The 24,365-nt window shown below is 34.2% G+C and carries 21 protein-coding genes and 1 riboswitch; of the genes, 12 read left to right on the top strand and 9 right to left on the bottom strand.

Translation table 11 applies throughout. The annotated features are described in order from the left end of the window. The first annotated feature begins 187 nt into the window (after positions 1-187). The gene (malL, locus tag MHH42_RS20270; RefSeq protein WP_000415210.1) at positions 188-1,864 is read left to right on the top strand and encodes an oligo-1,6-glucosidase; all 1,677 of its coding nucleotides are present in this window, start codon (positions 188-190) and stop codon (positions 1,862-1,864) included. 39 nt (positions 1,865-1,903) lie between these two features. Here the strand turns inward: malL and MHH42_RS20265 are convergent, their stop codons facing one another. After that, entirely contained in the window at positions 1,904-3,664 is a 1,761-nt protein-coding gene (locus MHH42_RS20265; RefSeq protein WP_000910469.1) for an alpha-glycosidase, read from the bottom strand. A 326-nt stretch (positions 3,665-3,990) separates the two neighbouring features. On the opposite strand from MHH42_RS20265, the gene MHH42_RS20260 reads away from it, so the two are divergent. The 4 genes from MHH42_RS20260 to malR all read left to right on the top strand — a co-directional run bounded on the left by MHH42_RS20260 (position 3,991) and on the right by malR (position 8,783). Further along, entirely contained in the window at positions 3,991-5,250 is a 1,260-nt protein-coding gene (locus MHH42_RS20260; protein ID WP_000709915.1) for an extracellular solute-binding protein, read from the top strand. Between the two features lie 76 nt (positions 5,251-5,326). Further along, positions 5,327-6,628 (top strand): maltosaccharide ABC transporter permease MalC, encoded by a 1,302-nt coding sequence (gene malC, locus MHH42_RS20255; protein WP_001195001.1) that lies wholly within the window; start codon positions 5,327-5,329, stop codon positions 6,626-6,628. Beyond that, the gene (gene malD, locus MHH42_RS20250) at positions 6,629-7,471 is read left to right on the top strand and encodes a maltosaccharide ABC transporter permease MalD (protein ID WP_001022595.1); all 843 of its coding nucleotides are present in this window, start codon (positions 6,629-6,631) and stop codon (positions 7,469-7,471) included. Positions 7,472-7,760: 289 nt separating this feature from the next. Then, entirely contained in the window at positions 7,761-8,783 is a 1,023-nt protein-coding gene (gene malR, locus MHH42_RS20245) for a maltose operon transcriptional repressor MalR (protein WP_000219032.1), read from the top strand. Between the two features lie 14 nt (positions 8,784-8,797). Here the strand turns inward: malR and MHH42_RS20240 are convergent, their stop codons facing one another. Together MHH42_RS20240 and MHH42_RS20235 are read right to left on the bottom strand one after the other, a co-directional pair. Then, on the bottom strand, positions 8,798-9,961 hold the full coding sequence (locus MHH42_RS20240) for an aminotransferase A (protein WP_000434560.1): 1,164 nt from the start codon (positions 9,959-9,961) through the stop codon (positions 8,798-8,800). A 118-nt stretch (positions 9,962-10,079) separates the two neighbouring features. Further along, entirely contained in the window at positions 10,080-10,280 is a 201-nt protein-coding gene (locus MHH42_RS20235) for a hypothetical protein (RefSeq protein ID WP_340893971.1), read from the bottom strand. 311 nt (positions 10,281-10,591) lie between these two features. Here MHH42_RS20235 and MHH42_RS20230 point away from each other — a divergent pair, with 311 nt between their 5' ends. Next, complete coding sequence (locus MHH42_RS20230; protein WP_000420365.1) at positions 10,592-11,866, top strand: sensor histidine kinase; 1,275 nt, start codon at positions 10,592-10,594, stop codon at positions 11,864-11,866. Between the two features lie 38 nt (positions 11,867-11,904). Here MHH42_RS20230 and MHH42_RS20225 read toward each other — a convergent pair whose 3' ends face one another. After that, positions 11,905-12,654, bottom strand: a complete 750-nt coding sequence (locus MHH42_RS20225) for a DUF3967 domain-containing protein (RefSeq protein ID WP_000387496.1) — start codon at positions 12,652-12,654, stop codon at positions 11,905-11,907. A gap of 238 nt (positions 12,655-12,892) precedes the next feature. Between MHH42_RS20225 and nucA the strand changes: the two genes are divergently transcribed. After that, on the top strand, positions 12,893-13,327 hold the full coding sequence (gene nucA, locus MHH42_RS20220; protein ID WP_000811503.1) for a DNA-entry nuclease: 435 nt from the start codon (positions 12,893-12,895) through the stop codon (positions 13,325-13,327). Between the two features lie 35 nt (positions 13,328-13,362). Beyond that, positions 13,363-13,752, top strand: coding sequence for a competence protein ComJ (locus MHH42_RS20215; RefSeq protein WP_000424018.1), 390 nt, complete (start codon positions 13,363-13,365; stop codon positions 13,750-13,752). A gap of 37 nt (positions 13,753-13,789) precedes the next feature. Here MHH42_RS20215 and metE read toward each other — a convergent pair whose 3' ends face one another. The 3 genes from metE to MHH42_RS20200 all read right to left on the bottom strand — a co-directional run bounded on the left by metE (position 13,790) and on the right by MHH42_RS20200 (position 18,817). Continuing rightward, a complete protein-coding gene (gene metE, locus MHH42_RS20210; protein ID WP_001007623.1) occupies positions 13,790-16,078 on the bottom strand; it encodes a 5-methyltetrahydropteroyltriglutamate--homocysteine S-methyltransferase in 2,289 nt (762 codons plus the stop codon). Between the two features lie 128 nt (positions 16,079-16,206). Next, a riboswitch (cobalamin riboswitch) is annotated at positions 16,207-16,395 on the bottom strand. 206 nt (positions 16,396-16,601) lie between these two features. Further along, a complete protein-coding gene (locus MHH42_RS20205) occupies positions 16,602-17,159 on the bottom strand; it encodes a PadR family transcriptional regulator (RefSeq protein ID WP_000062055.1) in 558 nt (185 codons plus the stop codon). Positions 17,160-17,275: 116 nt separating this feature from the next. Continuing rightward, entirely contained in the window at positions 17,276-18,817 is a 1,542-nt protein-coding gene (locus tag MHH42_RS20200) for an MDR family MFS transporter (protein ID WP_000449889.1), read from the bottom strand. 434 nt (positions 18,818-19,251) lie between these two features. Here MHH42_RS20200 and MHH42_RS20195 point away from each other — a divergent pair, with 434 nt between their 5' ends. Then, complete coding sequence (locus MHH42_RS20195) at positions 19,252-19,752, top strand: hypothetical protein (protein ID WP_000708174.1); 501 nt, start codon at positions 19,252-19,254, stop codon at positions 19,750-19,752. A 31-nt stretch (positions 19,753-19,783) separates the two neighbouring features. Here MHH42_RS20195 and MHH42_RS20190 read toward each other — a convergent pair whose 3' ends face one another. Beyond that, positions 19,784-20,017, bottom strand: a complete 234-nt coding sequence (locus tag MHH42_RS20190; protein ID WP_000939445.1) for an SPP1 phage holin family protein — start codon at positions 20,015-20,017, stop codon at positions 19,784-19,786. A gap of 164 nt (positions 20,018-20,181) precedes the next feature. On the opposite strand from MHH42_RS20190, the gene MHH42_RS20185 reads away from it, so the two are divergent. After that, positions 20,182-20,835, top strand: coding sequence for a diguanylate cyclase domain-containing protein (locus tag MHH42_RS20185; RefSeq protein ID WP_000680808.1), 654 nt, complete (start codon positions 20,182-20,184; stop codon positions 20,833-20,835). A 645-nt stretch (positions 20,836-21,480) separates the two neighbouring features. After that, positions 21,481-22,143, top strand: a complete 663-nt coding sequence (locus MHH42_RS20180) for a YkyA family protein (protein WP_340893966.1) — start codon at positions 21,481-21,483, stop codon at positions 22,141-22,143. 31 nt (positions 22,144-22,174) lie between these two features. Here the strand turns inward: MHH42_RS20180 and MHH42_RS20175 are convergent, their stop codons facing one another. Next, positions 22,175-22,633, bottom strand: coding sequence for a YkyB family protein (locus MHH42_RS20175; RefSeq protein ID WP_000804859.1), 459 nt, complete (start codon positions 22,631-22,633; stop codon positions 22,175-22,177). 176 nt (positions 22,634-22,809) lie between these two features. On the opposite strand from MHH42_RS20175, the gene MHH42_RS20170 reads away from it, so the two are divergent. Beyond that, on the top strand, positions 22,810-24,339 hold the full coding sequence (locus MHH42_RS20170) for a Ppx/GppA family phosphatase (protein WP_340893963.1): 1,530 nt from the start codon (positions 22,810-22,812) through the stop codon (positions 24,337-24,339). Positions 24,340-24,365: the final 26 nt, after the last annotated feature.

The raw sequence follows: 24,365 nt of genomic DNA, 5'->3' as shown, positions 1-24,365 counted from the left end.
AAAAATAAAACGTTTTCATTTATTCGAGTGATATGTAGTAGTTTTCATATGTTTTCCTAGAAAAAGAAGGATAAAAATTGTAAGCGCTATTTTAAATTAAGATAGAATCTGTTATCATTCATTAGTGAAAACGTTTGCGCCTTGGGAGAAAGAGAAGAATGAATTACTAATGAAATGGGGTAGCATAATGGAAAAACAATGGTGGAAAGAAAGTGTAGTATATCAAATTTATCCTCGTAGCTTTATGGATAGTAATGGTGATGGTATAGGGGATCTTCGTGGTATTATTTCAAAGCTAGATTACTTAAAAGAATTAGGGATTGATGTAATTTGGTTATCGCCAGTCTATGAATCTCCAAATGATGATAATGGTTATGATATAAGTGATTATTGTAAAATTATGAACGAGTTCGGAACAATGGAAGATTGGGATGAGCTATTACATGAAATGCATGAACGTAATATGAAACTTATGATGGATTTAGTTGTTAATCATACTTCTGATGAACATAATTGGTTTATTGAATCACGTAAATCAACAGATAATAAATATAGAGATTATTATATATGGCGTTCTGGAAAAGAAGGGAAAGAGCCGAATAACTGGGGAGCAGCTTTTAGTGGATCTGCATGGCAATATGATGAAATGACAGATGAGTATTATTTACATCTGTTTTCTAAAAAACAGCCGGATTTAAATTGGGATAATGAACAGGTAAGACAAGATGTTTATGAAATGATGAAGTTTTGGTTAGAAAAAGGAATTGATGGATTCCGCATGGATGTTATCAATTTTATTTCTAAAGAAGAAGGTTTACCGACTGTTGAAACAGAAGAAGAGGGGTATGTTTCAGGTCATAAGCATTTTATGAACGGTCCAAACATTCATAAATATTTGCATGAAATGAATGAAGAAGTATTGTCTCATTATGATATTATGACGGTTGGTGAAATGCCTGGTGTAACGACAGAAGAAGCTAAATTGTATACAGGAGAAGCTAGAAAAGAACTACAAATGGTATTTCAATTTGAACATATGGATTTAGATTCAGGAGAAGGCGGAAAATGGGATGTAAAACCATGTCCACTTCTTACTTTAAAACAGAATTTAACAAAGTGGCAAAAAGCATTAGAGCATACAGGATGGAATAGCCTGTATTGGAATAACCATGATCAGCCGCGCGTTGTATCTCGTTTTGGTAATGATGGGATGTATCGTACTGAATCTGCGAAAATGTTAGCGACGGTGCTTCATATGATGAAAGGAACACCATATATTTATCAAGGAGAAGAAATCGGAATGACTAACGTTCGATTCGAATCAATTGATGAATATCGAGATATTGAAACGCTAAATATGTATAAAGAAAAAGTGATAGACCGTGGTGAAGATAAAGAAAAAGTCATGGAATCTATTTATATAAAAGGTCGTGATAATGCTAGAACTCCGATGCAGTGGGATGATCAGTATCACGCTGGATTTACAACGGGTGAACCTTGGATTACGGTAAACCCTAATTACAAAGAGATTAATGTGAAACAAGCAATCCAAGACGAAGGATCAATTTTTTATTACTATAAGAAATTAATTGAGTTACGCAAAAATAATGAAATAGTTGTGTATGGATCGTATGATTTAATACTAGATAATAGCCCTTCTATTTTTGCTTATGTAAGAACATATGGAGAAGAAAAGCTACTTGTGATTGCAAACTTCACTGCGGATCAATGTGTATTTGAATTGCCTGAGAACATTGTTTATAGTGAATCAGAACTGTTAATACACAATTATGACTCGGAAAATGGATTAATGGAAAACGTTACATTGCGTCCATATGAAGCAATGGTGTATAAATTGAAATAAGAAAAAGCCTTATGTCCGAGCGGCATAAGGCTTTTTCTATTACCATTTTAATATTGAGAATCCGTGCGGTGGAAGTGTAACTTGTAATACACTTGCTTCTGCTGAAAATTCTTCGTTTGTATATATATTGACTATTTTCTTCCTTGTAATATGGATAGGGAGTGAAGCTGTAATTTCATCGTTAGTAGGATTTAAAACGAAAAAGATAGTTTCATCTCCATATGTTTTCGTATAAGAAATGTAATTATGTTCATCATTTGCTTCGATGAATTGGAATGTACCATGTCCTCCAAATGCTTTATATTGTTTTCGTAATGAAAGTAATGTTTGTATATGTGTAAATAATACATGGTCTTGTTCTTTTGTATCCCAAATCATACATTTGCGGCAATCCGGGTCCATGCCGCCATCCATACCGATTTCGTCTCCATAATAAATACAAGGAGAGCCGATGTAAGAAAGATGGAATACATAGAGTAACTTTAACTTATTTTTATCTCCGTTACATGTTGTTAATATTCTTGGTGTATCATGGCTGTCTAATAAATGAAATGCGGCTTCATTTATATTCATAGAGTAGGAATGTAGGGATTCTGTAATTTGTTTCATGAATTCACTTGCTTTAATGGAATTGTTAGCAAAGTAAGAAAGTAGAGCATTTGTAACAGGATAGCTCATGACAGCATCAAATTGATCTCCGTGTAGCCATGGGAGGGCGTCGTGCCAAATTTCTCCTAAAATATATACTTCAGGATTTAACGCCTTTATCTCACTTCGGAATTCTCTCCAAAAGCAGTGGTCAACTTCATTTGCTACATCAAGGCGCCAACCGTCTATATTGAATTCTCTTACCCAATAACGCCCTACTTCAAGTAAATATTCTTTTACATCTGGGTGTGCAGTATTTAATTTAGGCATATACGGTGTAAATGCGAAAGTATCATAATTAGGAAGTGGCTCGGTTATAATTGGGAATTCATGAATGTGGAACCACTCTTTATATGCTGACTTTTCACCATGTTCTAGTACGTCCTGGAATTTATCGAAAAAGTAGCCACTATGATTAAACACAGCATCGAGCATTACTTTTATACCGTGTTTATGACATGCCCCAACAAGTTCTTTGAAAGTTTCTTTCGTCCCGAATTGCGGATCGATTTCCATGTAGTCAATAGTGTCATATTTATGGTTTGAATGAGCTTTAAAAATAGGTGTGAAGTATATTCCGGAAATCCCAAGTTTAACAAGGTAATCAAGGTTTTGAATAATACCAGCAAAATCTCCTCCGAAAAAATTAGTTGGAGTTGGTTCGGTACTTCCCCAAGGGAGGGTGTTTGCTGGATTTAATGTGCTGTCCCCGTTAGCGAATCGTTCTGGGAAGATTTGATACCATACTGTGTCCTTAATCCAAGGTGGTGCCATGAAAACGTCTTTTGTATGAATGAATGGAAAGCAGAAAAAGTTACCGACATCGTCATCTGGAATGTTTGAGAAAAAGCCTCGTTCTGCATAAATAAGAGTTTCTGTCTCAGTTTTTAATTCGAATCCATAACGTAAGCGCTTAAATTTTGGTTCGATTGAAATGGACCAATAATCAAATAATGCAGTAGAACCGGTTTTGTTCATCGGCGTATTTGACGTAATCCATTTTCCATCTGTCCATTCGTAAGGGTCACCATAAATAAGAGTGGCGATTTGAACATCGTTTCTCTTAGTACGTATTCGGATGTGAATTGTTTTTTCATCGTAAGCGTATGCATAATTATCTTTCGGCCTATGGTAAACGGCTTCTTTAAGCATATAGAAAATCCCCCTTTAATATCTCTATACATATTATTCCCTTAAATGTAATAATAAAGCCTGTATTGCAAACGATTGCCTTTCTATTAGCTTTAATATTGCTTATAAGAGTAGTATTCATTTCATATAAAGTCAATGTATAAAGAGCATAATGACATTATTTTTAAAATTAATATTTGCAAAATGAATAAAAGAATGTATAATGATAGACAAATAGCGCAAACGTTTTCATAGATTTGAGATAAGGTTTGCGCTTCTATTAAACTTTCAAATGCAAACGTTTTCAATTAGTAAGGTACATAGACAATTTAGGGAGGTTTTTTGGGATGAAGAAAGCATTATCATTATTAACGGTTTCGGCATTATCAATTGGTATGTTATCTGCATGTGGGCCGAAAGATTCAGGGAAAAAAGAGGAAAGTAAAGCGAAGAAAGACTATGACCTTCTCGTTTGGGAAGATGATAAAAAAGGCGTTGGTTTAGAACCAGCAGTGAAAAGCTTTGAGGAAAAATATAAAGTAAAAGTAAAAGTTGTTGAAATGCAAATGACAGATCAAGTGAAGAAGTTACGTCTTGATGGACCAGCGGGGACTGGACCGGATGTTGTAACATTGCCACACGATCAAATCGGAAATGCAGTAACAGAGGGCTTACTTTCTGAAGTGAAAGCAGATGATGCTGTTAAGAGTAAGTTTACTGATTTATCAATAGAAGCACAGACATATAACGGGAAGCTATATGGCTTACCAAAAGCGATTGAAACACCAGTCTTTATTTACAATAAAAAGTTTATGCAAAAAGCACCAGAAACAATGGACGAATTGTTTAACTTCTCAAAAGATTTTACAAAGGATGGCAAGTACGGATTTTTAACATTAGGAGATAATTTCTACTTTGCTAATGCATTCATGGCAGGTATGGGTGGTTATGTGTTTGGTGAAAAAGATGGAAAACCAAATGCAAGTGATGTTGGGTTAAATAATAGTGGTGCTGTACAAGGTGCTGAATATCTTCAGAAATGGTACAAAGAAAAACTATTCCCGAAAGGTATTATCGGTGAATCTGGTGGACCTGCTGCTGATGGATTATTTAATGAAGGAAAAGCAGCTTCTATCATGAACGGACCATGGGCGTTCCAAGCGATGGAAAAGAACGGAATTGATTATGGTGTTGCTCCAATGCCAAAATTACCAAATGGTCAACCGATGAAAACGTTCGTTGGGGTAAAAGGATGGCATGTAACAAGCTTCTCTAAACAAAATGATTTAGCTACTAAATTCACTGAATGGGTAACGAATGAAGAAAACGCGAAAATTAGATTTGAGAAAACGAAAGAAATTCCGCCAGTAAAATCAGTAATGGAAGATCCGATTATTAAAGATAACGAAGCTGCAAAAGCGGTTGCAACGCAATCAGAAAATGGAATTCCAATGCCAAACATTCCAGAAATGCAAGAAGTATGGAAACCAGCTGGAGATGCCCTTCAATTAGTTGTTACAGATAAAGAGGCGCCAAAAGCAGCTCTTGATAGTGCAGTGAAGCAAATTAAAGGTAATATTGAGGCAAATCATAACAAGAAAAAATAAGGTGAAGTTCGTGCCTCTAATATGAGGGGCACGAATTCTCTCCCTTCCAAGTAGGAAGAAAAAAGGGGGAAGGAATATGCAAACATCTATGGAACCAATGAAAGATATGAACGGTTCAAAACATAGGAAAATGGCAACCATGTTATCAATCATTCCGGGCGTGGGCCAAATGTATAATAAACAATTTGTAAAAGGTCTTATTTTTCTAGTATTAACAGGTTCATTTATTGTAGCCTTTGCTGATTTATTAAATATGGGATTATGGGGGATTGTAACGCTTGGTACAGAAGTTCCACGTGATCATTCTGTCTTTCTATTAGTGGAAGGGATCTTAGCACTTATCGTTATCGGGTTTGGACTCGGAATATATGCATTTAATTTATATGATGCGTATCAAAATGGAAAGAAACGTGATATCGGAACACCTTTAAACTCTGTAAAAGAGCAATACCGTAATTTATTAGATCAAGGCTTTCCGTATTTAATGGTTTCGCCAGGTTTTCTACTACTTATCTTTGTTGTTGTATTTCCAATCATTTTCGTAATTTTAATTGGATTTACGAACTATGATTTATATCATTCTCCTCCAGCTAAATTAGTAGATTGGGTGGGCTTTAAAAACTTTATTGATATTTTCACACTACCGATGTGGAGAGAGACATTTTTAAGTGTATTCTCTTGGACGGTCATTTGGACATTCGTTGCAACGACATTACAAGTTGCACTCGGTATTTTTTTAGCGATTATCGTAAATCAGCCTGGTATTAAAGGGAAGGCAATTATTCGAACAATCTTCATTTTACCGTGGGCTGTTCCAGCATTCGTATCTATTCTTGTTTTCTCTGGTATGTTTAATGAAACATTTGGAGCAATTAACAATCAAGTATTGGCGTTATTCGGAATTGAAAAGATAGCTTGGATGACAGATCCATTTTGGGCGAAGATAGCTTTAATTATGATTCAAACGTGGCTTGGGTTCCCATTCGTCTTTGCAATGACAACAGGTATTTTGCAATCGATTCCAGGAGAATTATATGAAGCGGCTACAGTAGATGGAGCGACAGCTTGGCAACAGTTTCGTAAAATTACATTGCCACTTGTTTTATATGCAACAGCACCAATATTAATTACGCAATATACGTTTAACTTTAATAACTTTAGTATTATCTATCTATTTAACGGCGGAGGTCCTGCTGTAGCTGGACAAGATGCAGGTGGAACAGATATTTTAATTTCATGGATTTATAAGTTGACGATGACTTCAGCGCAGTACGGGAAAGCAGCAGCTCTTACAATGATTTTATCGTTAATCGTTATTACAGTTGCGTTATGGCAATTTAAGAGAACAAAATCATTCCAAGAAGAGGATATGATGTAAATGAATATTAAAAGACAGAAGATGTTACGTCTCTCATTAAGCTATTTCGTTATTTTTGTAATGTGTGCCATAATTTTCTATCCATTATTATGGATTATTGGCTCATCGTTTAATCCGGGTGATAGTTTATCTGGATCAAGTATTATTCCGCAAAATGCAACGTTAGATCATTATCGTAAGTTATTAGATCTAGAGAATAGTAATTACTTACTATGGTATAAAAACACATTAAAAGTAAGTGTTTTAACGATGATTTTCTCAGTGTTAGCAATTAGTTTTACTGCTTATGCATTTTCGAGATACCGTTTTGTTGGAAGAAAAAATGGCTTACTAACATTTTTAATTCTGCAAATGATTCCGAACTTTGCAGCGTTAATCGCTCTATACGTATTAGCGCAGTTAACAGGATTAATTGATACACACCTTGCATTAATTTTAATTTATGTAGGCGGGGCAATCCCTATGAATACATGGCTTATGAAAGGGTATTTTGATACGATTCCGAAAGAATTGGATGAGTCAGCTCGTATGGATGGAGCAGGGCATTTTCGTATTTTTTGGCAAATCATTATGCCGCTTGCAAAGCCAATCGTAGCGGTTGTAGCGTTATTCACTTTCATCGGTCCATTTACAGATTTCATTTTAGCGAGTATCATTTTGCGCACACCAGAAAATTATACTTTAGCAGTTGGATTATATGAAATGGTAGCGAAGAAATTTGGTAATGAATTTACGACGTTTGCAGCGGGTTCAGTATTAATTGCAATCCCAATTTCAATTTTATTCCTATCACTACAAAAATACTTTATCTCTGGTTTAACAGCTGGAGGTACGAAAGGATGAAAAATGGGACATTACGTCCCATTTTTCTTTTCATCTCCCTATAAAAAGCTTTATAGGGAGATGAAAAGAGATTTGACATCACATGTGAAAATAAGTGAAATAAATAGTATATTATAGTATAGGAAAAAAGAGCTATATCCCTTACAATACATGGAGAGGGAGAATATGATAAGTTTTGCAAGATAAAATAAATAAATGAATGAAAGTTTATGACTTCTCTTATGACTTGCAACGAGTGCAAGATAAAATATATGAAAAATGGCAGAGAAGTGAGAGGAGGGGATTTTTTATGACAGTTACAATTAAAGATGTGGCGAAGAAGGCGAACGTAGCACCATCAACTGTTTCTCGTGTAATTGCTGATAATCCAAGTATAAGTGAAAAGACAAAGCGCCGTGTTCGAAAAGTAATGAGTGAATTAGGATATCATCCAAATTTAAATGCAAGAAACCTTGCGAACCAAACGACGAAGACACTTGGTCTTGTTATGCCAAGCTCTGCAAGTAAAGCTTTTCAAAATCCGTTTTTCCCGGAAGTTATAAGAGGAATTAGTTCATTTGCACATGTGGAAGGGTATGCACTTTATATGTCGACAGGTGAAACGGAAGATGAAATTTTTAATGGTGTTGTAAAAATGGTACAAGGGCGTCAAATTGGTGGTATTATTCTTTTATATTCAAGAGAGAACGATCGGATTATTCAATACTTGCATGACCAAAACTTCCCGTTTGTTTTAATTGGAAAACCATATGATCGAAAAGATGAAATCACATATGTAGATAATGACAATTATACAGCTGCAAGAGAAGTGGCAGAATATTTAATTTCACTAGGACATAAACAGGTCGCGTTCATTGGTGGTGGCTCAGATTTACTTGTAACAAGAGATCGTTTAGCAGGTATGAGTGATGCTTTAAAATTAGCAGACATTGTATTACCGAAAGAGTATATTTTACATTTTGATTTTTCAAGGGAAAGTGGTCAACAAGCTGTTGAAGAGTTAATGGGACTAAAACAACCACCGACAGCAATTATAGCTACGGATGATTTAATTGGACTTGGTGTGTTAAGTGCGCTTTCTAAAAAAGGATTCGTTGTACCGAAAGACGTTTCAATTGTAAGCTTTAATAATGCTTTATTATCAGAAATTGCGAGTCCGCCGCTTTCAACAGTTGATGTGAATATATATCAGTTAGGATACGAAGCAGCAAAAGCTTTAGTTGATAAAGTGGAGAATGCTGAATCTACTGCCAAGTGTATCATTATTCCGCATAAATTATTGAAGCGTCAAACATGTGATCATTATGCATAAAAAAAGCTAGGAGTTTAACTCTTAGCTTTTTTTTGTAGAAAGGCTTCTAAACGATCACAGCCTTCTTTTAAAGTTTCGATACTATATGCATAGGAAAGGCGAAGATAACCTTCACCATACTCAGAAAATGCTGTTCCAGGAACGATGGCTAGTCCAGCTTCTTTTACTAGATCAAGTGCAAAATCAAATGATGAAGATGTTAAATGGCCAACATATGGGAATAAGTAAAATGCACCTGTTGGTTTTTCAACTGTTAGCCCCATTTGAGTGAGTCTATTATATACGTAATCACGGCGTTTTTTGTATTGGTGGCGCATCATCTTCGGTGCGTCTTTAGCGGCAGTTAATGCTTCGATTGCGGCATATTGGGCGATTGAAGTAGCACATGTTACATTGTATTGATGAACTTTTAAAATATGTCCTGCTAAATAGTTTGGTGCGAATAAAAGTCCAACACGCCAGCCAGTCATAGAATGTGATTTAGATAAACCGTTAATGACGATCGTCTTTTCACGCATTTCTGGGAAATGGGCGATAGATGTGTGTTTTTCTTCGTATACAAGTTCGCTGTAAATTTCATCTGAAAGAACAAAAATATTTTTATCTTTTAAGACTGATACAATATCTTTTAATTCTTCTTTTGATAAAGTTACACCAGTTGGATTAGAAGGATATGGCAGTACGACGCATCTCGTTTTTTCTGTAATAGCATTTTCTAGTGCTGCAGCAGTTAAACGAAATCCAGTTTCACGAACATCTACAAAAATTGGCGTTGCGCCGCATAGTCGAATAATAGGCTCGTAACCTGGATAAATAGGAGCAGGCAAAATTACTTCTGTCCCGGGCTCTAAAATCGTTCGGAATGCAACGTCAATTGCTTCACTAGCACCGATTGTAACGATGGTTTCGTTTTCAGCTGAATAATGTAAATCGTAGTTATCTTTTACAAAGTTACAAGCGGCCTTTCGTAATTCTAGTAAACCAGCGTTATGTGTGTAGCTTGTATAATTTTCTGTAATGGCCCGTTTTGCCGCTTCTTTTACGAGAGAAGGTGTAGGGAAATCGGGTTGCCCAATTGTTAAAGAGATAAGATTATCATAGTTTTGAATCATATTAGAGAATTGGCGGATTCCAGAAATTTGGATGTCCTTTACTCTAGGATTAATGAATTGTTCCATTGTATCTCCCTTTCTTCCGTTTGAAAATTAAGTTCATTTTATCATACTTTCTATGATTGCGCTTTGTATATGAAATTTAGAAAGAGAGAACAGAAAAAAAGCCGCTATAAGCGACTTTTTAGTATCCGTATTCCCAATCTATTTCATCTTCATTCCAAAGTACAGAGGATACTTTGCCAAGGTGAACAACTGATTCGTTCACAGCACATGTGCAATCTGCTTCTCCTGCTTTATGCTGTAATTCCTCATACACTGATTTTTCAACATTTTCTAGAACTACCAAATTTTCTTCTTTTAAAACAAGCGTAGTACCTGCCATATTTATCTTCCTCCTACTAAAGTAATGATCACTTATTTGTAAACATAGATAGTATGGATTATATGCTGTATTTTACTATAGTTGTCCGTCTAGTGAAGTATTTTTTATATTTTCTTTGTAATCCGTATTCATTGTATACTGCATGAAGGAAATTTGGTACAGGGTTTACAATCATTTCGAAAATCTGTAACAATTAATATGTGTTGTTAACAAAGAATTAACAAATATGTTAAGAAAAATCAAAATTTTAAAACAAATACACTAATAAAATGATATAATCATATCAAAATACATATAGGGGATGAGAGGCTATGGAGCTTATCCGTGATTTATTGATCCAAATTGCCATCATTATTTTGCCATTATTTTTATATGAAGCGATTCGTTTAAATCGCTATCAAGAAATGCCTCCGAAGCCGAATCGTTACTTTATTATGTTTTTATCTAGCGTTACGCTCGTTCTCTCCATGACATATTCTATTTGTTTTGACAATGTTTGCGGGTATAACTTTCACCCAATCCCAATTGTCAGTGGTTTTTTATATGGTGGGATTGTCGGTTTAATCCCAGCAGTTATTTTTGTTACATATGAATGGGCACTAAAAGGAATGAGCATTCTTCCAGTTGTAGAAGTAATATTTCTATTGATAGTTCCATTGTTCTTATCAAAGAAATGGTCTCTTTTTTCAAGGGGTAAGAAGCTAATTTTAGCATTTATGATTTCGTCATTTTATGTGTTGGTTTTTCTAGTATTTGGTATAATTAATGTGCTGTTAGAAACAGGTTTTACACCGTATATTTCGCAAATATATAGCGGATTTATATTTGCCTCGCTTATTATGGTTATGACTATGGTATTTCAGGTGTATTTAACGGAATATTTAAATGAAAACGCATTACTACGTACTGAGATGCAAAAATCAGAAAAACTTAATATCGTAAGTGAATTAGCAGCAAGTGTTGCACATGAGGTTCGAAATCCGCTCACTGTTGTTCGTGGATTTATCCAATTGCTAGAAAGTACGGAAGAAATGAAGAATAAGGACTATATGCGTCTCGTATTAGCTGAATTAGATCGGGCGGAACAAATTATTTCAGATTATTTAAATTTAGCAAGACCGCAAATTGAGAAAAAAGAACACATTTGTTTATCCGCGCAACTTATAGAAATGACTACTTTAATGTCATCATTTGCAGCGATGCAAGGTGTATATTTGCAAGTTGAGATTTCTGAGAGCCTTTATACGATTGGTGATAAGACGAAATTGAAGCAAGCTATTATGAATGTTGTTAAAAATGGTATTGAAGCAATTCAAGGAAATAAAGGATATTTAAAAGTAACGGCTGTTCAAAAAGACGAAACAATCGTAATAAGAGTTAAAGATAGTGGCGTTGGTATGACAAAAGAACAGTTAGCAAGGCTTGGACAACCGTATTATTCTTTAAAAGAAAAAGGGACAGGATTAGGACTTATGGTGACATTTAGTATTTTACAAGCGCATAATGGTACACTGGAATATAAAAGCGAAAGCGGAAAAGGTACTGAAGCGATTATTATATTACCAGCTGTAAGAAATAAGGAATAAAAGTTACCGATGGAAGGTAACTTTTTATTGTATATTGTTTATTCGTTTGTTCTTTCTTGTTTTGTTCGGCTAAATAAACTTTTAAATGAATGGAAGAAACCTTGTTCTTTTGAGGCGGCGACCATTCTTTTTGTTTCTTGAATTTCGCGAATAACTTGCATAAGTTGTGTATCACGGTTACTGTCTTTATTATAAATTTGATTAACGAGTTTATTCATTTTTTCTTCTTGCTTGGATTCTCGTTTATACATATGATTCATTAATAAGTCCATCTTTTCTTTTTGCAAGGCATCTGTTTGAGCGGCGTGATCAACTAACTCTTGTAGCATTTTTTCTTGAGAGCCTTCTTTTACATAAACTTGTTGCATCAATTCATCTAATTTTTCATCTTTCAAACGATTTTGTGTAATTAGAGTAGAATTTTGATGAATAATTGCTTCATTTAATTGAGCGAGCATTTCGAGTTTTAACATGAACTCCTCAAAGTTACGCCCATCTTCTTTTTCTTTCGTTTGTATTTCTTGCTTATCTTGTATAGCGGGTACAGGCGGGGCCTCTTTTTCTTTTAAAATAATAGGTATCGTTTCTGAAATATCTTCTTGCAGTTTAGCAGCTCTTTCATGTATAGATTTCAATAGTTTTAAATCATCCAGTTTATAAATACGAGCATCAGCTGTTTTTGAAATGATATACCCATGTTCCTCTAACAGTTGACTATATTTACGGACTATATGTTTTGGGATGCCTGTTTTATTCGTGACATCTTTTGTTTTATAGATAGCTTCCATGTTATTTCCTCCCCAAAAAGTATCGTATATATCATTTCAATCTTTTTATGAGGACTTCCTTTGAAAAAGAATGTCGGAAGGTTATTAGTTTTCTACAGCATTAGTGAAAAGATGAAGAAAAATGAGAGATTTTTGGCGGAATGGCGAAGAAGAGCTAAAATAATGTCTGAAAACATATACAGGAGAAGTTTGTTATAATAACGGAGGAAAAGAAACTGGTAGAATCATGGAGGTATACATGAAGCAATTAAAAGGTATTATCATTTCAATTATTGCAATTCTTTCTATTGTAGTAGCGGTGTATGAAGTACTTGTTCCAGAGGAAACAAGTATCAAAAAAACGAATGCGTATGATCAAGTTCTAGAATTTCCGAAAGAGCGATATCCAGAGACAGGGAAACATATTACGGATGCTATAAAAGAAGGACATTCAGAAGTTTGTACAATTGATCGTGGTGGTGCTGGAGATAGAAGGAAATTATCGTTAGCTCCATATCCATCAAAAAAAGGCTATGATCGTGATGAATGGCCAATGGCGATGTGTAAAGAAGGCGGAAAAGGGGCGCATATTGAATATATAAGTCCAGCGGATAATCGCGGAGCAGGTTCTTGGGTAGGAAATAAGTTAGATAAATATCCAGATGGTACGCGTGTGAAATTTGAAGTGAAGTAGTGTTACATATTTTATAATGAAGGAGAAGGGGAACGATGGAGTTAACAATTTCTTATTCACAATTAATGTTGATGAACTATGACGGTGAACAGCCTTACGTAGACTGGACGGATGAAGATTTTGATAGAGGTTATGCTAAGGCGGATGGAACTGTTATTTTTGAAGCACTTTCTGATTATACTTGTGAAATAAAAGTGACTTGTGGAAAACATATTGAGAAAGAAGAAGTAATTAGAACAGTTACGGTTCCTTTTACAATTAAAAATGAATGTATCGTTGTAACGAGTATTCTTTCAAATAAATTTCAAATTCCTATTCCAAATGGTGAGTATACAGTTGTATTGCAGGTAATTCCTCTTGAAGAACCAACGGATGATGAGTTATATAAACTACAATACGAATTCTTTTTTGAAAGTAAAGAATAAAAAATGGGTTATCCTAAGGAAGGATAACCCATTTTTGTTATGCATTTGTTTTTAAAAGGGAACGAGCATCTTTTGCTGCTTGCACCATGTGTTCTAAAGCTGGAATAACTTCTTCCGTTTTTCTTGTTTTTAAACCACAGTCAGGATTAATCCAGAAATATTTAGGATCACATACTTGTAAAGATTGTTCTACGATTTCAAACATTTCATCTTTACTCGGTACACGTGGGCTATGAATATCGTATACCCCTAGACCGATCCCTTTTTCATATGTTGTATGTTTTAATGTATCAATAAATTCTCCGTGACTACGTGATGTTTCGATAGAAATGACATCCGCATCTAATGCACGAATAGCATCTACAATATCTTCGAAGTTACTGTAACACATGTGCGTATGAATTTGCGTTTCATTGGCTACAGAAGATGTTGCTAAAAGGAAGGATTGAACTGCCCATGTAATATATGCATCCCAATCTTTTTCTTTTAGTGGCATTCCTTCACGAAGCGCTGGCTCATCGACTTGGATTACTCTAATTCCAGACGATTCAAGTAATTCAATTTCATGACGAAGTGCTAATGCAATTTGATAGGAAACTTCTTTTCTTGAAATATCATTTCGAACGAATGACCAATTTAAAATAGTGACAGGTCCAGTTAGCATACCTTTTACTACTTTTTCTGTTAAGCTTTGTGCGTATACAGTTTCTTTAATAGTCATTCCATTTATAAAGGCAACATCACCATAAATAACAGGTGGTTTCACGCAACGGGAACCATACGATTGTACCCAACCGTTTTTAGTGAAGGAGAAACCAGCAAGACGTTCACCGAAGTATTCGACCATGTCAGTTCTTTCAAATTCACCATGAACAAGAACATCAAGACCGATTTCTTCTTGGTAACGAATCCATTTTTCTGTTTCTTTTTCAATAAATTGCTCATATTGTTCATTTGAGATAACGCCGTTACGCCATTCTTTTCGCGTTTGACGAACTTCAGTTGTTTGCGGGAAGCTACCGATAGTTGTTGTTGGTAACAACGGTAACTGCAGAGCAACTTGTTGTAATTCGTATCGTTTTTCAAATGGAAGAGGGCGTGAAAAATCTTCTTCTTTTAGTGCTGTTCGTGCTGCTTTGACATCTTCTCGGTTACGTGCAGCAGATGAACGTATTGTATGGTGCGCATTGCGATATGTTTCAAGTTCGTTACTAATGCTTTCTGTACCTTGAGTCAAAGCAGAATGAATAAGAACTAGTTCTTCTAATTTTTGGTTTGCAAATGCTAGCGCATCAAATAGTTCAGTCGATAAGTGAGTTTCTTCGGTTTTATCAATTGGTGAATGCATTAAACTACAAGAAGGCTGAACGATGAAATCTTTTGTTTGGACTTGTTTTTGTAACGTTGTAAATAACGTAAGAATTTCATCAAGGTCCGCTCTCCAAATGTTACGGCCATCTATACAACCGACTGCTAAAGTTTTGTCAGCTGGGAATCCGTATTTCGCAATAGCATTTAAATTACCTTCTTTACCGTGGACGAAATCTAAACCAACACTAGATACAGGGAATGTAATAATTTCTTCATAGTTTTCTTCTACACTATCAAAATATGTTTGTAAAAGAAGATTCGCGTTTGGAACTTCTTTACGAATAGTTTCATAAATTTCTTTCGCATGCTGAATTTCTTCTTTAGTTAAAGAAGCGAAAATCGGTTCATCAACTTGAATGATTTGTGCACCAGCCGCATGTAGTTCTGAAAGTAGTTGTACGTAAGGTGTAACTAACTGTTTTAAAATAGTAGCAAATTGATCTTGTTTATAGCCTTTTGCTAATTTTAAGAAAGTATATGGTCCTAAAATAACAGGCTTTCCATCTACGCCTAATTCTTGTTTTGCCTCTTCGTATAAGCGAAGTGGACGATTATCTTTTAAAGAGATTTGTAATCCCTCTTCATATTCAGGAACAATATAATGATAGTTTGTGTTAAACCATTTAGTCATTTCGGAAGCTACGTGATCTTTAGAGCCACGCGCCATTGCAAAATATACATCAAGGTAAGATGTAAACTCAGAAAAACGTGACGGGATAAAACCTAACATATAAGCAGTATCCAGAACGTGATCATAATATGTAAAATCGCCGACTGGAATGAGTTCAATTCCTTTTTCTTGCTGTACTTTTACGTGTTGAAGGCGAATTTCTTTCATCGTTGTTAAAAATTGTTCTTCATCAATTTTATTGGACCAAAAAGCTTCCAATGTTTTTTTCCATTCTCGTTGTAGTCCGATACGTGGATAACCTAAGTTACTTGTTTGAATTGCCATTTTAAATTCCTCCCTAATTGAAAGTAAGCATTTCCGTTTACTAGGAAATACTTATAACAAAAAGTACAAAGACATAGAAAATAAGCCTTCCTTTTTGTTTTAACACCTCATCATCATCCGTGAATCTATCAGTGTTGTTAAAACAGGCAGGTCTCCTGACTTATGCTTCATATAATTTCTTTCACCTTCCCGTTCTCACAGTGGCACTAACAAAGAAATCTCAGCATTTACAGTGGCGGGACCGTGTTGGAGTTTCACCAAGCTTCCCTTTTAAACACGAAACGAAATTTTCGTGTACCTATTTTCCTTTTGAAAGGAATTTAACAAGCGATATGATATTGAAACAAATTCTAACACAATTTTTGGAATTTTGTCTACTGTTTTAAAATAAGAAAATTCTAAAGGTTTTATTTCTTAATATTCTGAATAATTTAGGTGTTTTTCAGATTAATGATATATAATGGAATGTGAAAATATAGAAAAATTGAGCGAGTAAAGAAGAGGGAACGTCTTCTTTACTCGCTCAATTTTCATCTACATCAAATTTTGAAAGTCGTCCTGCTATGGCATCGTTAAGGAGGGTGCTTAACCATTGTAATTCAACGGTAATATGCTCAATAACACTTTGTAAAATATATAGTTGTGCACGTGGAATTTTTCCTTTACTGCAATCATATATAGTTTGCATTTTATGTAAATATTGAACGGTATCATGTTTCTTTTTTTCTAAAATTGGAACCAATTCTTGATCATCACCAAAATGAGTGAAAGAAAGTGCTGAATAAATTGGTTTATATATTTGGTTTTTTGCTTCGAACTGTTTTAAGAGTAACGTGTGAAATAGTTGTTTACCTTCCTCTGTTATATGAAAGATTGTTTTATCTGGTCTATTCGTATCACGAACAATAGTTGTAATGCGAATTGCACCTTGCTTTTCTAATTGCTCGAAGGCGTAATAAAGTGATCCTTTTGCATATTTAATATAATAATCCATCTGTCTGTCTTTCATTATGTGCTGCACTTCATATGGATGTTTATCTCCTTCGAGTAGCAAGCCGAGAATGACTAATTTCATGCTCATTCTGTCTCAACTCCTGTACATAAAAACTGTATCCCTACTAATTAAAGTTTGATTTTATACATATTATAAACGGCATATCCTTTTTCATAAAGGGATATGCCGTTCCTTTTTTTATACTAACTTACTTGTTTTTGCTTTTGTTTCGCTTTCGGTCCTGTAAATAGGCGTTCATTTCCCATAAGTAAAATACAAATAATACTTAGTACAGCTGGGATCAGTGCCCAGAAGAATGTGTTGGCAATAGATGTAGCGAGAGCTTCTTTAATACCAGTTAATATTTCTGCTGGAATCTTCTCGGTAGCACCTGGTGATAATAAGAAACTTGTGTCTCCACCTTTTGGAGCTAATTTTGCAAGTTCAGGAGGGAACACAGTGTTTAATTTATTAATAAAAATATGATTTTGAATTGTACCGAAAATCGTTACACCAAGAGTCATACCGAGTGAACGGAAGAATGAGTTTGTTGATGTAGCAGAACCACGGTCTCTCATTTCTAATTTATGGATAGAAGACATACTTAAAACTGAGAATGAGAAACCAACCCCAAGTCCAGCGAGAACCATAAATAGCGTTACGAGCATACGAGGTGTGTCCATTGTTAAGGTGCTTAGTAAATAAATACCAAGAACGAAGAAAACGCCAGATACCATCATAATGTTACGATAGCTTGTTCGTGAAGCTAACTGTCCACCTGTTTGACTTCCGATTACAGAGCCGACCATCATTGGTGTTAAAATTAATCCAGCATTTGAGGCTGAACCTCCGAGAACACCTTGAACGAAGATTGGGATATAAACTGTACAGATGATAAAAGCAGCACCATAGAAAAAGGCAACGCCTTGGCTAGCTGCAAATAAAGGTTTTTTAAATAGATGGAAAGAAATGATAGGCTCAGTTGCTTTTCGTTCTACGAAGAAGAAAATAATAAGCATAATAACAACAGTTGCAAATAAACCGATAATTACATTAGAGTCCCATGCATACGTTTTACCACCAAGTTCTAGTGCGAACATTAAGCAAATAATACTAATGACAAGTGTAATAGCACCAGCCCAATCAATTTTTTGTTTTCTGAATTCTAGAGATTCACTGTAGTATTTAGTAATGAAGAAGAAGGAGATAAGCCCTAATGGAATATTAATATAGAAGACCCAATGCCAGCTTATATAGTCCGTAATATAGGCACCTAATAAAGGTCCAAATACACTTGATGTCCCGAAAACTGCACCGAATAGCCCTGTCATTTTCCCACGTTTTTCTGGCGGGAATATGTCATACATAATTGTGAAGGCGATAGGCATAAGGGCGCCACCACCAATACCTTGAATTGCTCTATAAATACTTAATTGTTCAATACTAGATGCTGTCCCGCAAAGTGCAGAACCGAATAAGAAAAGAATGAGTCCACCAATATAAAAACGTTTCCGTCCGTACATATCAGAAAGTTTTCCGAAAATAGGCATCCCTGCCATTGTTGCTACCATATATGCCGATGTGACCCAAACAAACTTGTCAAATCCTCCTAAGTCTCCGACTATCGTCGCCATTGCGGTTGCAACAATTGTATTATCCATTGCTGCCATTAAAATACCAAGTAGTAAACCAGCAACAACAAACTTTGTATTGTTGGAGTCTTTTTTTGATAGTTGAGTTTCCAAATATGCCCCTCCTTTAATAATAAGTAAACTATATTAAGTTTTAAATGCAACGCATAAAAATCTAAAGCATAGTTCCTCTTAAATTCTCTTACATAAGTGCACTGACATGCCATAAAGAATATTATAGTCAAATTTGACTAAAAGGCAAACTTTTTCTTTCACCAAAATATCCTTTTGTATGGAAAGAAAAAGAGTGAGCAATACTGAATATTGTTATAAAGTCAATGAAGTAAATTGTAAAAAATATTTCAGTAAGAATACTTCCTGTTAACAGTTGAAAAATGGTTTTTTCTTTATATTGTCGAATAGGATAAAAGGAAGGGAACTATTAAATATCGTTTGTAACAAGCGTTCATCATTTTTGTAGTTTATTGTGTAAAGCGAAAGAATAGAATTGTATGGATGGTACATCTGAAATGAGGTGAATATATATTATGAAAATATGGAAGCGAATTTCGGATCAAGGAAGGGATACAATACCGTTACAGCCGGTATTGTGGATTGATGGCTCAAAAAAGGAAGGCGAACTTCCTAATGTAGCAGTTACATTACAAATCCGTAGTATGTATGAAGAAAAATTTTCATATGAACTAATCTATGATGTAAACGACATACTTATTATGCGAATTGAAGTTGAAAATAAAGGAATTGAAGTGATTTCACGAGTCGTTGTAAGTCATATGATTAGAGATTACTTTTCGTATATTCCGAATTCTCTGCAGGTTAATAAGGGGATGAGCGAGTTTTTATTCCAGCTTGTAAGGTGGAGAATCGATAATTTATTGCCGAACGAGAAGGTGGAACTAAGTTGTAAATTAAAAGCAAATAAAGATAAAGCGGTTAAAACTGCATTGTTTAAGGCTACATACACATTTCAACATAAAGCAGTCTCATATGGCCCATTGCAAACAAATGAAGTTGTGGTGCGGCAATGATAAAAAGGAACCTGTGCGAAAGGTTCCTTTTTTAATGGAGGTTGTGCTTCTTGAGTATTTTCTTTTGTTCGATTCCTTTTTTTCCTACATAGTTATTTTTATAACCAAAATATAGAATGAATAGAAATGAAATAACATTTACAATAGCGTCGATTTGATCGTTCGTAATAAAGTTTATTCCGAAAGAGGTAAATAGTAGCTTTAATGATAACAAAAAACCAGCTAGTAAACGTATAGCATCTGATAGATTTTCTTTTTGTAGCATATAGGTCACTCCTTTCTATAAACGATATATAGTATATATATGAAATAGAATAAAAAAGGAATACAAGCTCTAGCGGAAATGTACATAGAATATGTACATTTTTTATTTGGTAGAAAAACATTATTGTTATAGAAACATATATTGGTATAGAAAGGAGAGGAAGTATGAAACATAAAGGGAAGATTAGTGGATTATTACTAGGGAATACTGTTGCTGTTACGGAATGGATTGCGCTTCAGGATGTAATTGCAAAATTAGATTCGCGATCATTTTATACTGTCTTTATTATTTATATTTTGCAATTGTTGCTAAGTTGTTACTTTGGCCATTGGTACGATAAAAGAGAAAACGGACGTATGAATATGGAAGTAGGGGGAATGGCAAGTAATGATTTTGTTGTTGATTTTTTTGAAAAAGTAGCTGCTTTATCTGAACGAGATTCTCGCAATATTACAGTGTACATTCTTTCCGTTAAAGAATGGGAGGGATTAAAGGAAACAGTGCAAGAAAAAAAGTTGGAAGCGTTAGTACAGAGAGTGGAGTCTACTATTGTAAAGACGATTCGAAAAGGTGATGTCGTTACAAAATGGGATGAAAATAAATATGTTATTGTAGCGATTGATAATGGTCATGAAAAATCAACAATAACACGACGATTAATGAAAAATATTGAAAGTGAAATAGAAAGTGGTTTATTAAGTGTGACGCTATTATTTGGGGCTGCTAGTTATCCAGTAGAAGGGAAAACTTTTGAAGAATTGTTAAGAAAGGCACAGAATCAATTGTACCAGTATAGAAATTTGAAAGACAATGAGTAAAACTTTGAGTTGAAGAAATATGATATGAAGAAATTCGGATTGTAACATTTTTTTGACTTTTATTACAAAAACAACTTTTATTGTAATAAAAGTCTTTAAAAATATATGAAATAGGCATATAATTATGATGGATGTGTCAATGCATTTGCACAATGTGTTTCATTTTAAAAGTGTAGAGGAAAACATGCTCTACACTTTTCCTTTTTAGGAAAGGAAAAGAATATTTGTAAGTTGTTGCGAGGTAGTATTTGTACTGTGTAAAATGAACAAAGAGATTATTTGATAGAAAGCGGAAAGGGAATGATAGATGTGAGAGATCGACAATCATCTTTTATCAGGTGAATTATTATAGTTGTTCTTCTAATTATTATGGCTCTGGTGAATTCCATTGTATTTTAAGGTAATACATAGTGTGAGTAGAGAATGAAAAGTGCAAAGTGAAATATACTTAGTAGATGGACATGAAACTGCTACATAATTCAAAGAGAATAACGTGAAAAATAATTTCAAGTAATAAATGTGTACAAGCATGATAAACAATACTGATGATCTTCGTAAAAAAGATGCGAGTGTGAAGTGTATAGAAGGATTATATGATTTTTATAGCTTTTTTACACAAGGATCGTTTATAAGTAGGAGGAAAAGATGTTGAAATATAGTAAATTAGCAATTGTAGCCACATTATCAATGGTTTTATTAGCGGGTTGTTTCGGGCCAAAAGCAGAAGAGGAATTATATGTAGCATTTGAAAATGCTGCCAAGCAAGAAAAAACAATGTTTGAAGATGCAAAGAAACTTGAAACTTTAGAAAAAGAGGGACAAGAATTATATAACCAGATTGTTCAAGAAGGAAAAGATAATAATCAAACTGTTAAGGAAAAACTGAACCAAGCAGTGAAAAATACAGATGAACGAGAAAAAGTGCTTAAAAAAGAAAAAGAATCTTTAAATAAGGCGCAAGAAGAAGTGAAATCAGCAGATAAATATGTGAAGAAAATTGAAGATAAGAAATTGAAAGAGCAAGCGGATAAAGTGAAAAGCACATATGAGAAACGACATGATTCATTTAACAAAATGTATGACAGCTATAATAAATCGTTAAAACAAGAAAAAGAATTATATACAATGTTACAAGATAAAGGTACAAAATTAAAAGATATTAGTGAGAAAGTTAAAGTAGTAAATCAATCGTATAAGGATATTGAGTCAGAAAAAGATAAGTTTAATGAATTCACGAAATCTTATAATACAGAAAAAGTTGCATTTTACAAGCAAGCCAATATTAAAATTAAAGAAGAGAAAAAATAAAACAGTTTGGCCTAACATAGGCCAAACTGTTTTATTTTTTTGTATAAGTGCGGCTATACCATGGAACAGGTTCACTTAATTTTTTTTCTTGTTTCAGTGCTTCAGGACCAATATAATCTTGAAGTGTTTTTTTGGAAACTGTTAAAGACAAGGTTGTTTTCGGGTTTCGGTAGGAGGATTCAAGATGACCAAGATGTGGTAGGTTTCGAAAATCTTCTTTCGTAGGAGGGATGTGGAAATAATAATCGCCTAACCGTATAAGAACATCAGATTGTTGTTGGCTAAAACGTGGATTTCTAGAGAAATGTAATCCTTCTTTAATTGCTTTTTTTTCGGCGATTAAACGCTCTAAAGCTGTCTTTTTTAACCAGTATAAATATTTAGGGTTAGTTGCAGCTTTGGCATGACGATTCACAACGAAAATAGATTGAGCTAGTCGATTAATAGGATGTTGGTTTTGTAATTGAGATTGTGGTTGTGAAGGTTTCATATTGAATCTCCTTTCAATTTTTCATTATTATAACATAAATAAAAGAGGTTTTTATTATATGCAAAAAGTGATTGTATACATTTTCAATATTAAAGCAATATTGTTACAAAAAACAACTATTTTGTATAATAGTAATAGAATGTGTTTTGAAATTTGATAATGAAAGAGTGAGAAGTTTGAAAGAACTATTAAAACAACAATATGCCATTATAGATATTGGATCTAATACAATGCGTTTAGTTATTTATGAAAAGCAAAATGGAAGTTTTTATAAAGAAATTGAAAATACGAAAGTGGTTGCTCGGTTAAGAAATTATTTAATCGATGGTGTTTTGAATGAAGAAGGTAAGGAAGTATTGTTACAAACATTATTTCAATTTCAAGAAAGTACAAAATTCCATCAGCTGCATCATGTACTTTGTGTTGCAACGGCAACAATTAGACAGGCTGAGAATCAAGAGGAGATTAAAAAACTTGTTGAAGGACAAACAGACTTTACTCTTAGAGTGTTATCAGAATATGAGGAAGCACGTTACGGCTATTTAGCAGTTATGAATTCTACTTCGTTTTCGGAAGGAATAACAGTAGATATTGGTGGCGGAAGTACGGAAGTTACATATATTAAAAATAGAGAGATTTTAGAGTACCATAGTTTTCCTTTTGGTGCGCTTTCTTTAAAACATCTATTTATTAAAGGTGATATTCCTACTAAAGATGAATTAGAGGAAATTCGAGAGTATTTAGAGTGTCAATTTCGAACGTTACCATGGTTAATTGATAAGAAATTGCCTCTTATTGCAATTGGTGGTAGTGCGAGAAACTTAGCAAAAATCCACCAAAATTTAATAAACTATCCTATAGCGGGAGTACATTTATACAAAATGAAAGAAGAAGATATTGAAAATGTAAAAGGTACATTAGAAAAACAATCGTTTATCGAACTTCAGAAAATGGAAGGATTGGCAAAAGATCGAGCTGATACAATTATTCCAGCGGTTGAAGTATTTCATAAACTTGTAAATATTATAGAAGCAACGGCATTTGTATTAAGCAAAAAAGGATTAAGAGAAGGTGTTTTCTATGAAGAGTTGACGAAAGATTTAGGGATTTCATATTATCCGAATGTAGTTGAAGAAAGCTTACATTTGTTATCACACGAATATGAAATGGATATGGAATTTGTCATTCAACTTATTAAACATGGAAGATTGATTTGTAAACAACTCGAAGAAATGGGACTGATTTCTGTTTCGATAAAAGACTGGGAAGCATTCCATCAAGCAGCGAAAGTATTTAACATTGGAAAATATATAGACGAAGAAGCGAGTCGTTTACACACGTTTTATTTATTGGCGAATAAAACAATTGATGGCATGATGCATAAAGATCGAGTGAGGTTAGCGCTTATTGCATCTTATAAATCAAAAATGCTATTTAAACAACATTTATCTCCATTTGAAGGTTGGTTTGATAAAAGCGAACAAAAAAAAATCCGCCTATTAGGGGCTGTTTTACAATTTTCAGCTGCTTTAAATGTAAGACAAAGATCGCTTGTCGATACGATATCCATAACAGAAAATAAAGAAGGATTAACGTTTAGAATTTTATGTGAGCAATCGGCATTAGCAGAAAAAGTACAAGCTGAAAAACAAAAAAAGCAGCTAGAAAGAGTGTTAAAAACGAATATTAACTTGTCATTTGAATGAAAATGTTAGGTTGTACGGATGTCTTT

Origin of the sequence: Bacillus sp. FSL L8-0099 (assembly GCF_038006385.1) — a bacterium.
Taxonomy (GTDB): Bacteria; Bacillota; Bacilli; order Bacillales; family Bacillaceae_G; genus Bacillus_A; species Bacillus_A toyonensis.
This window is presented reverse-complemented; position numbering and strand designations above follow the sequence as displayed.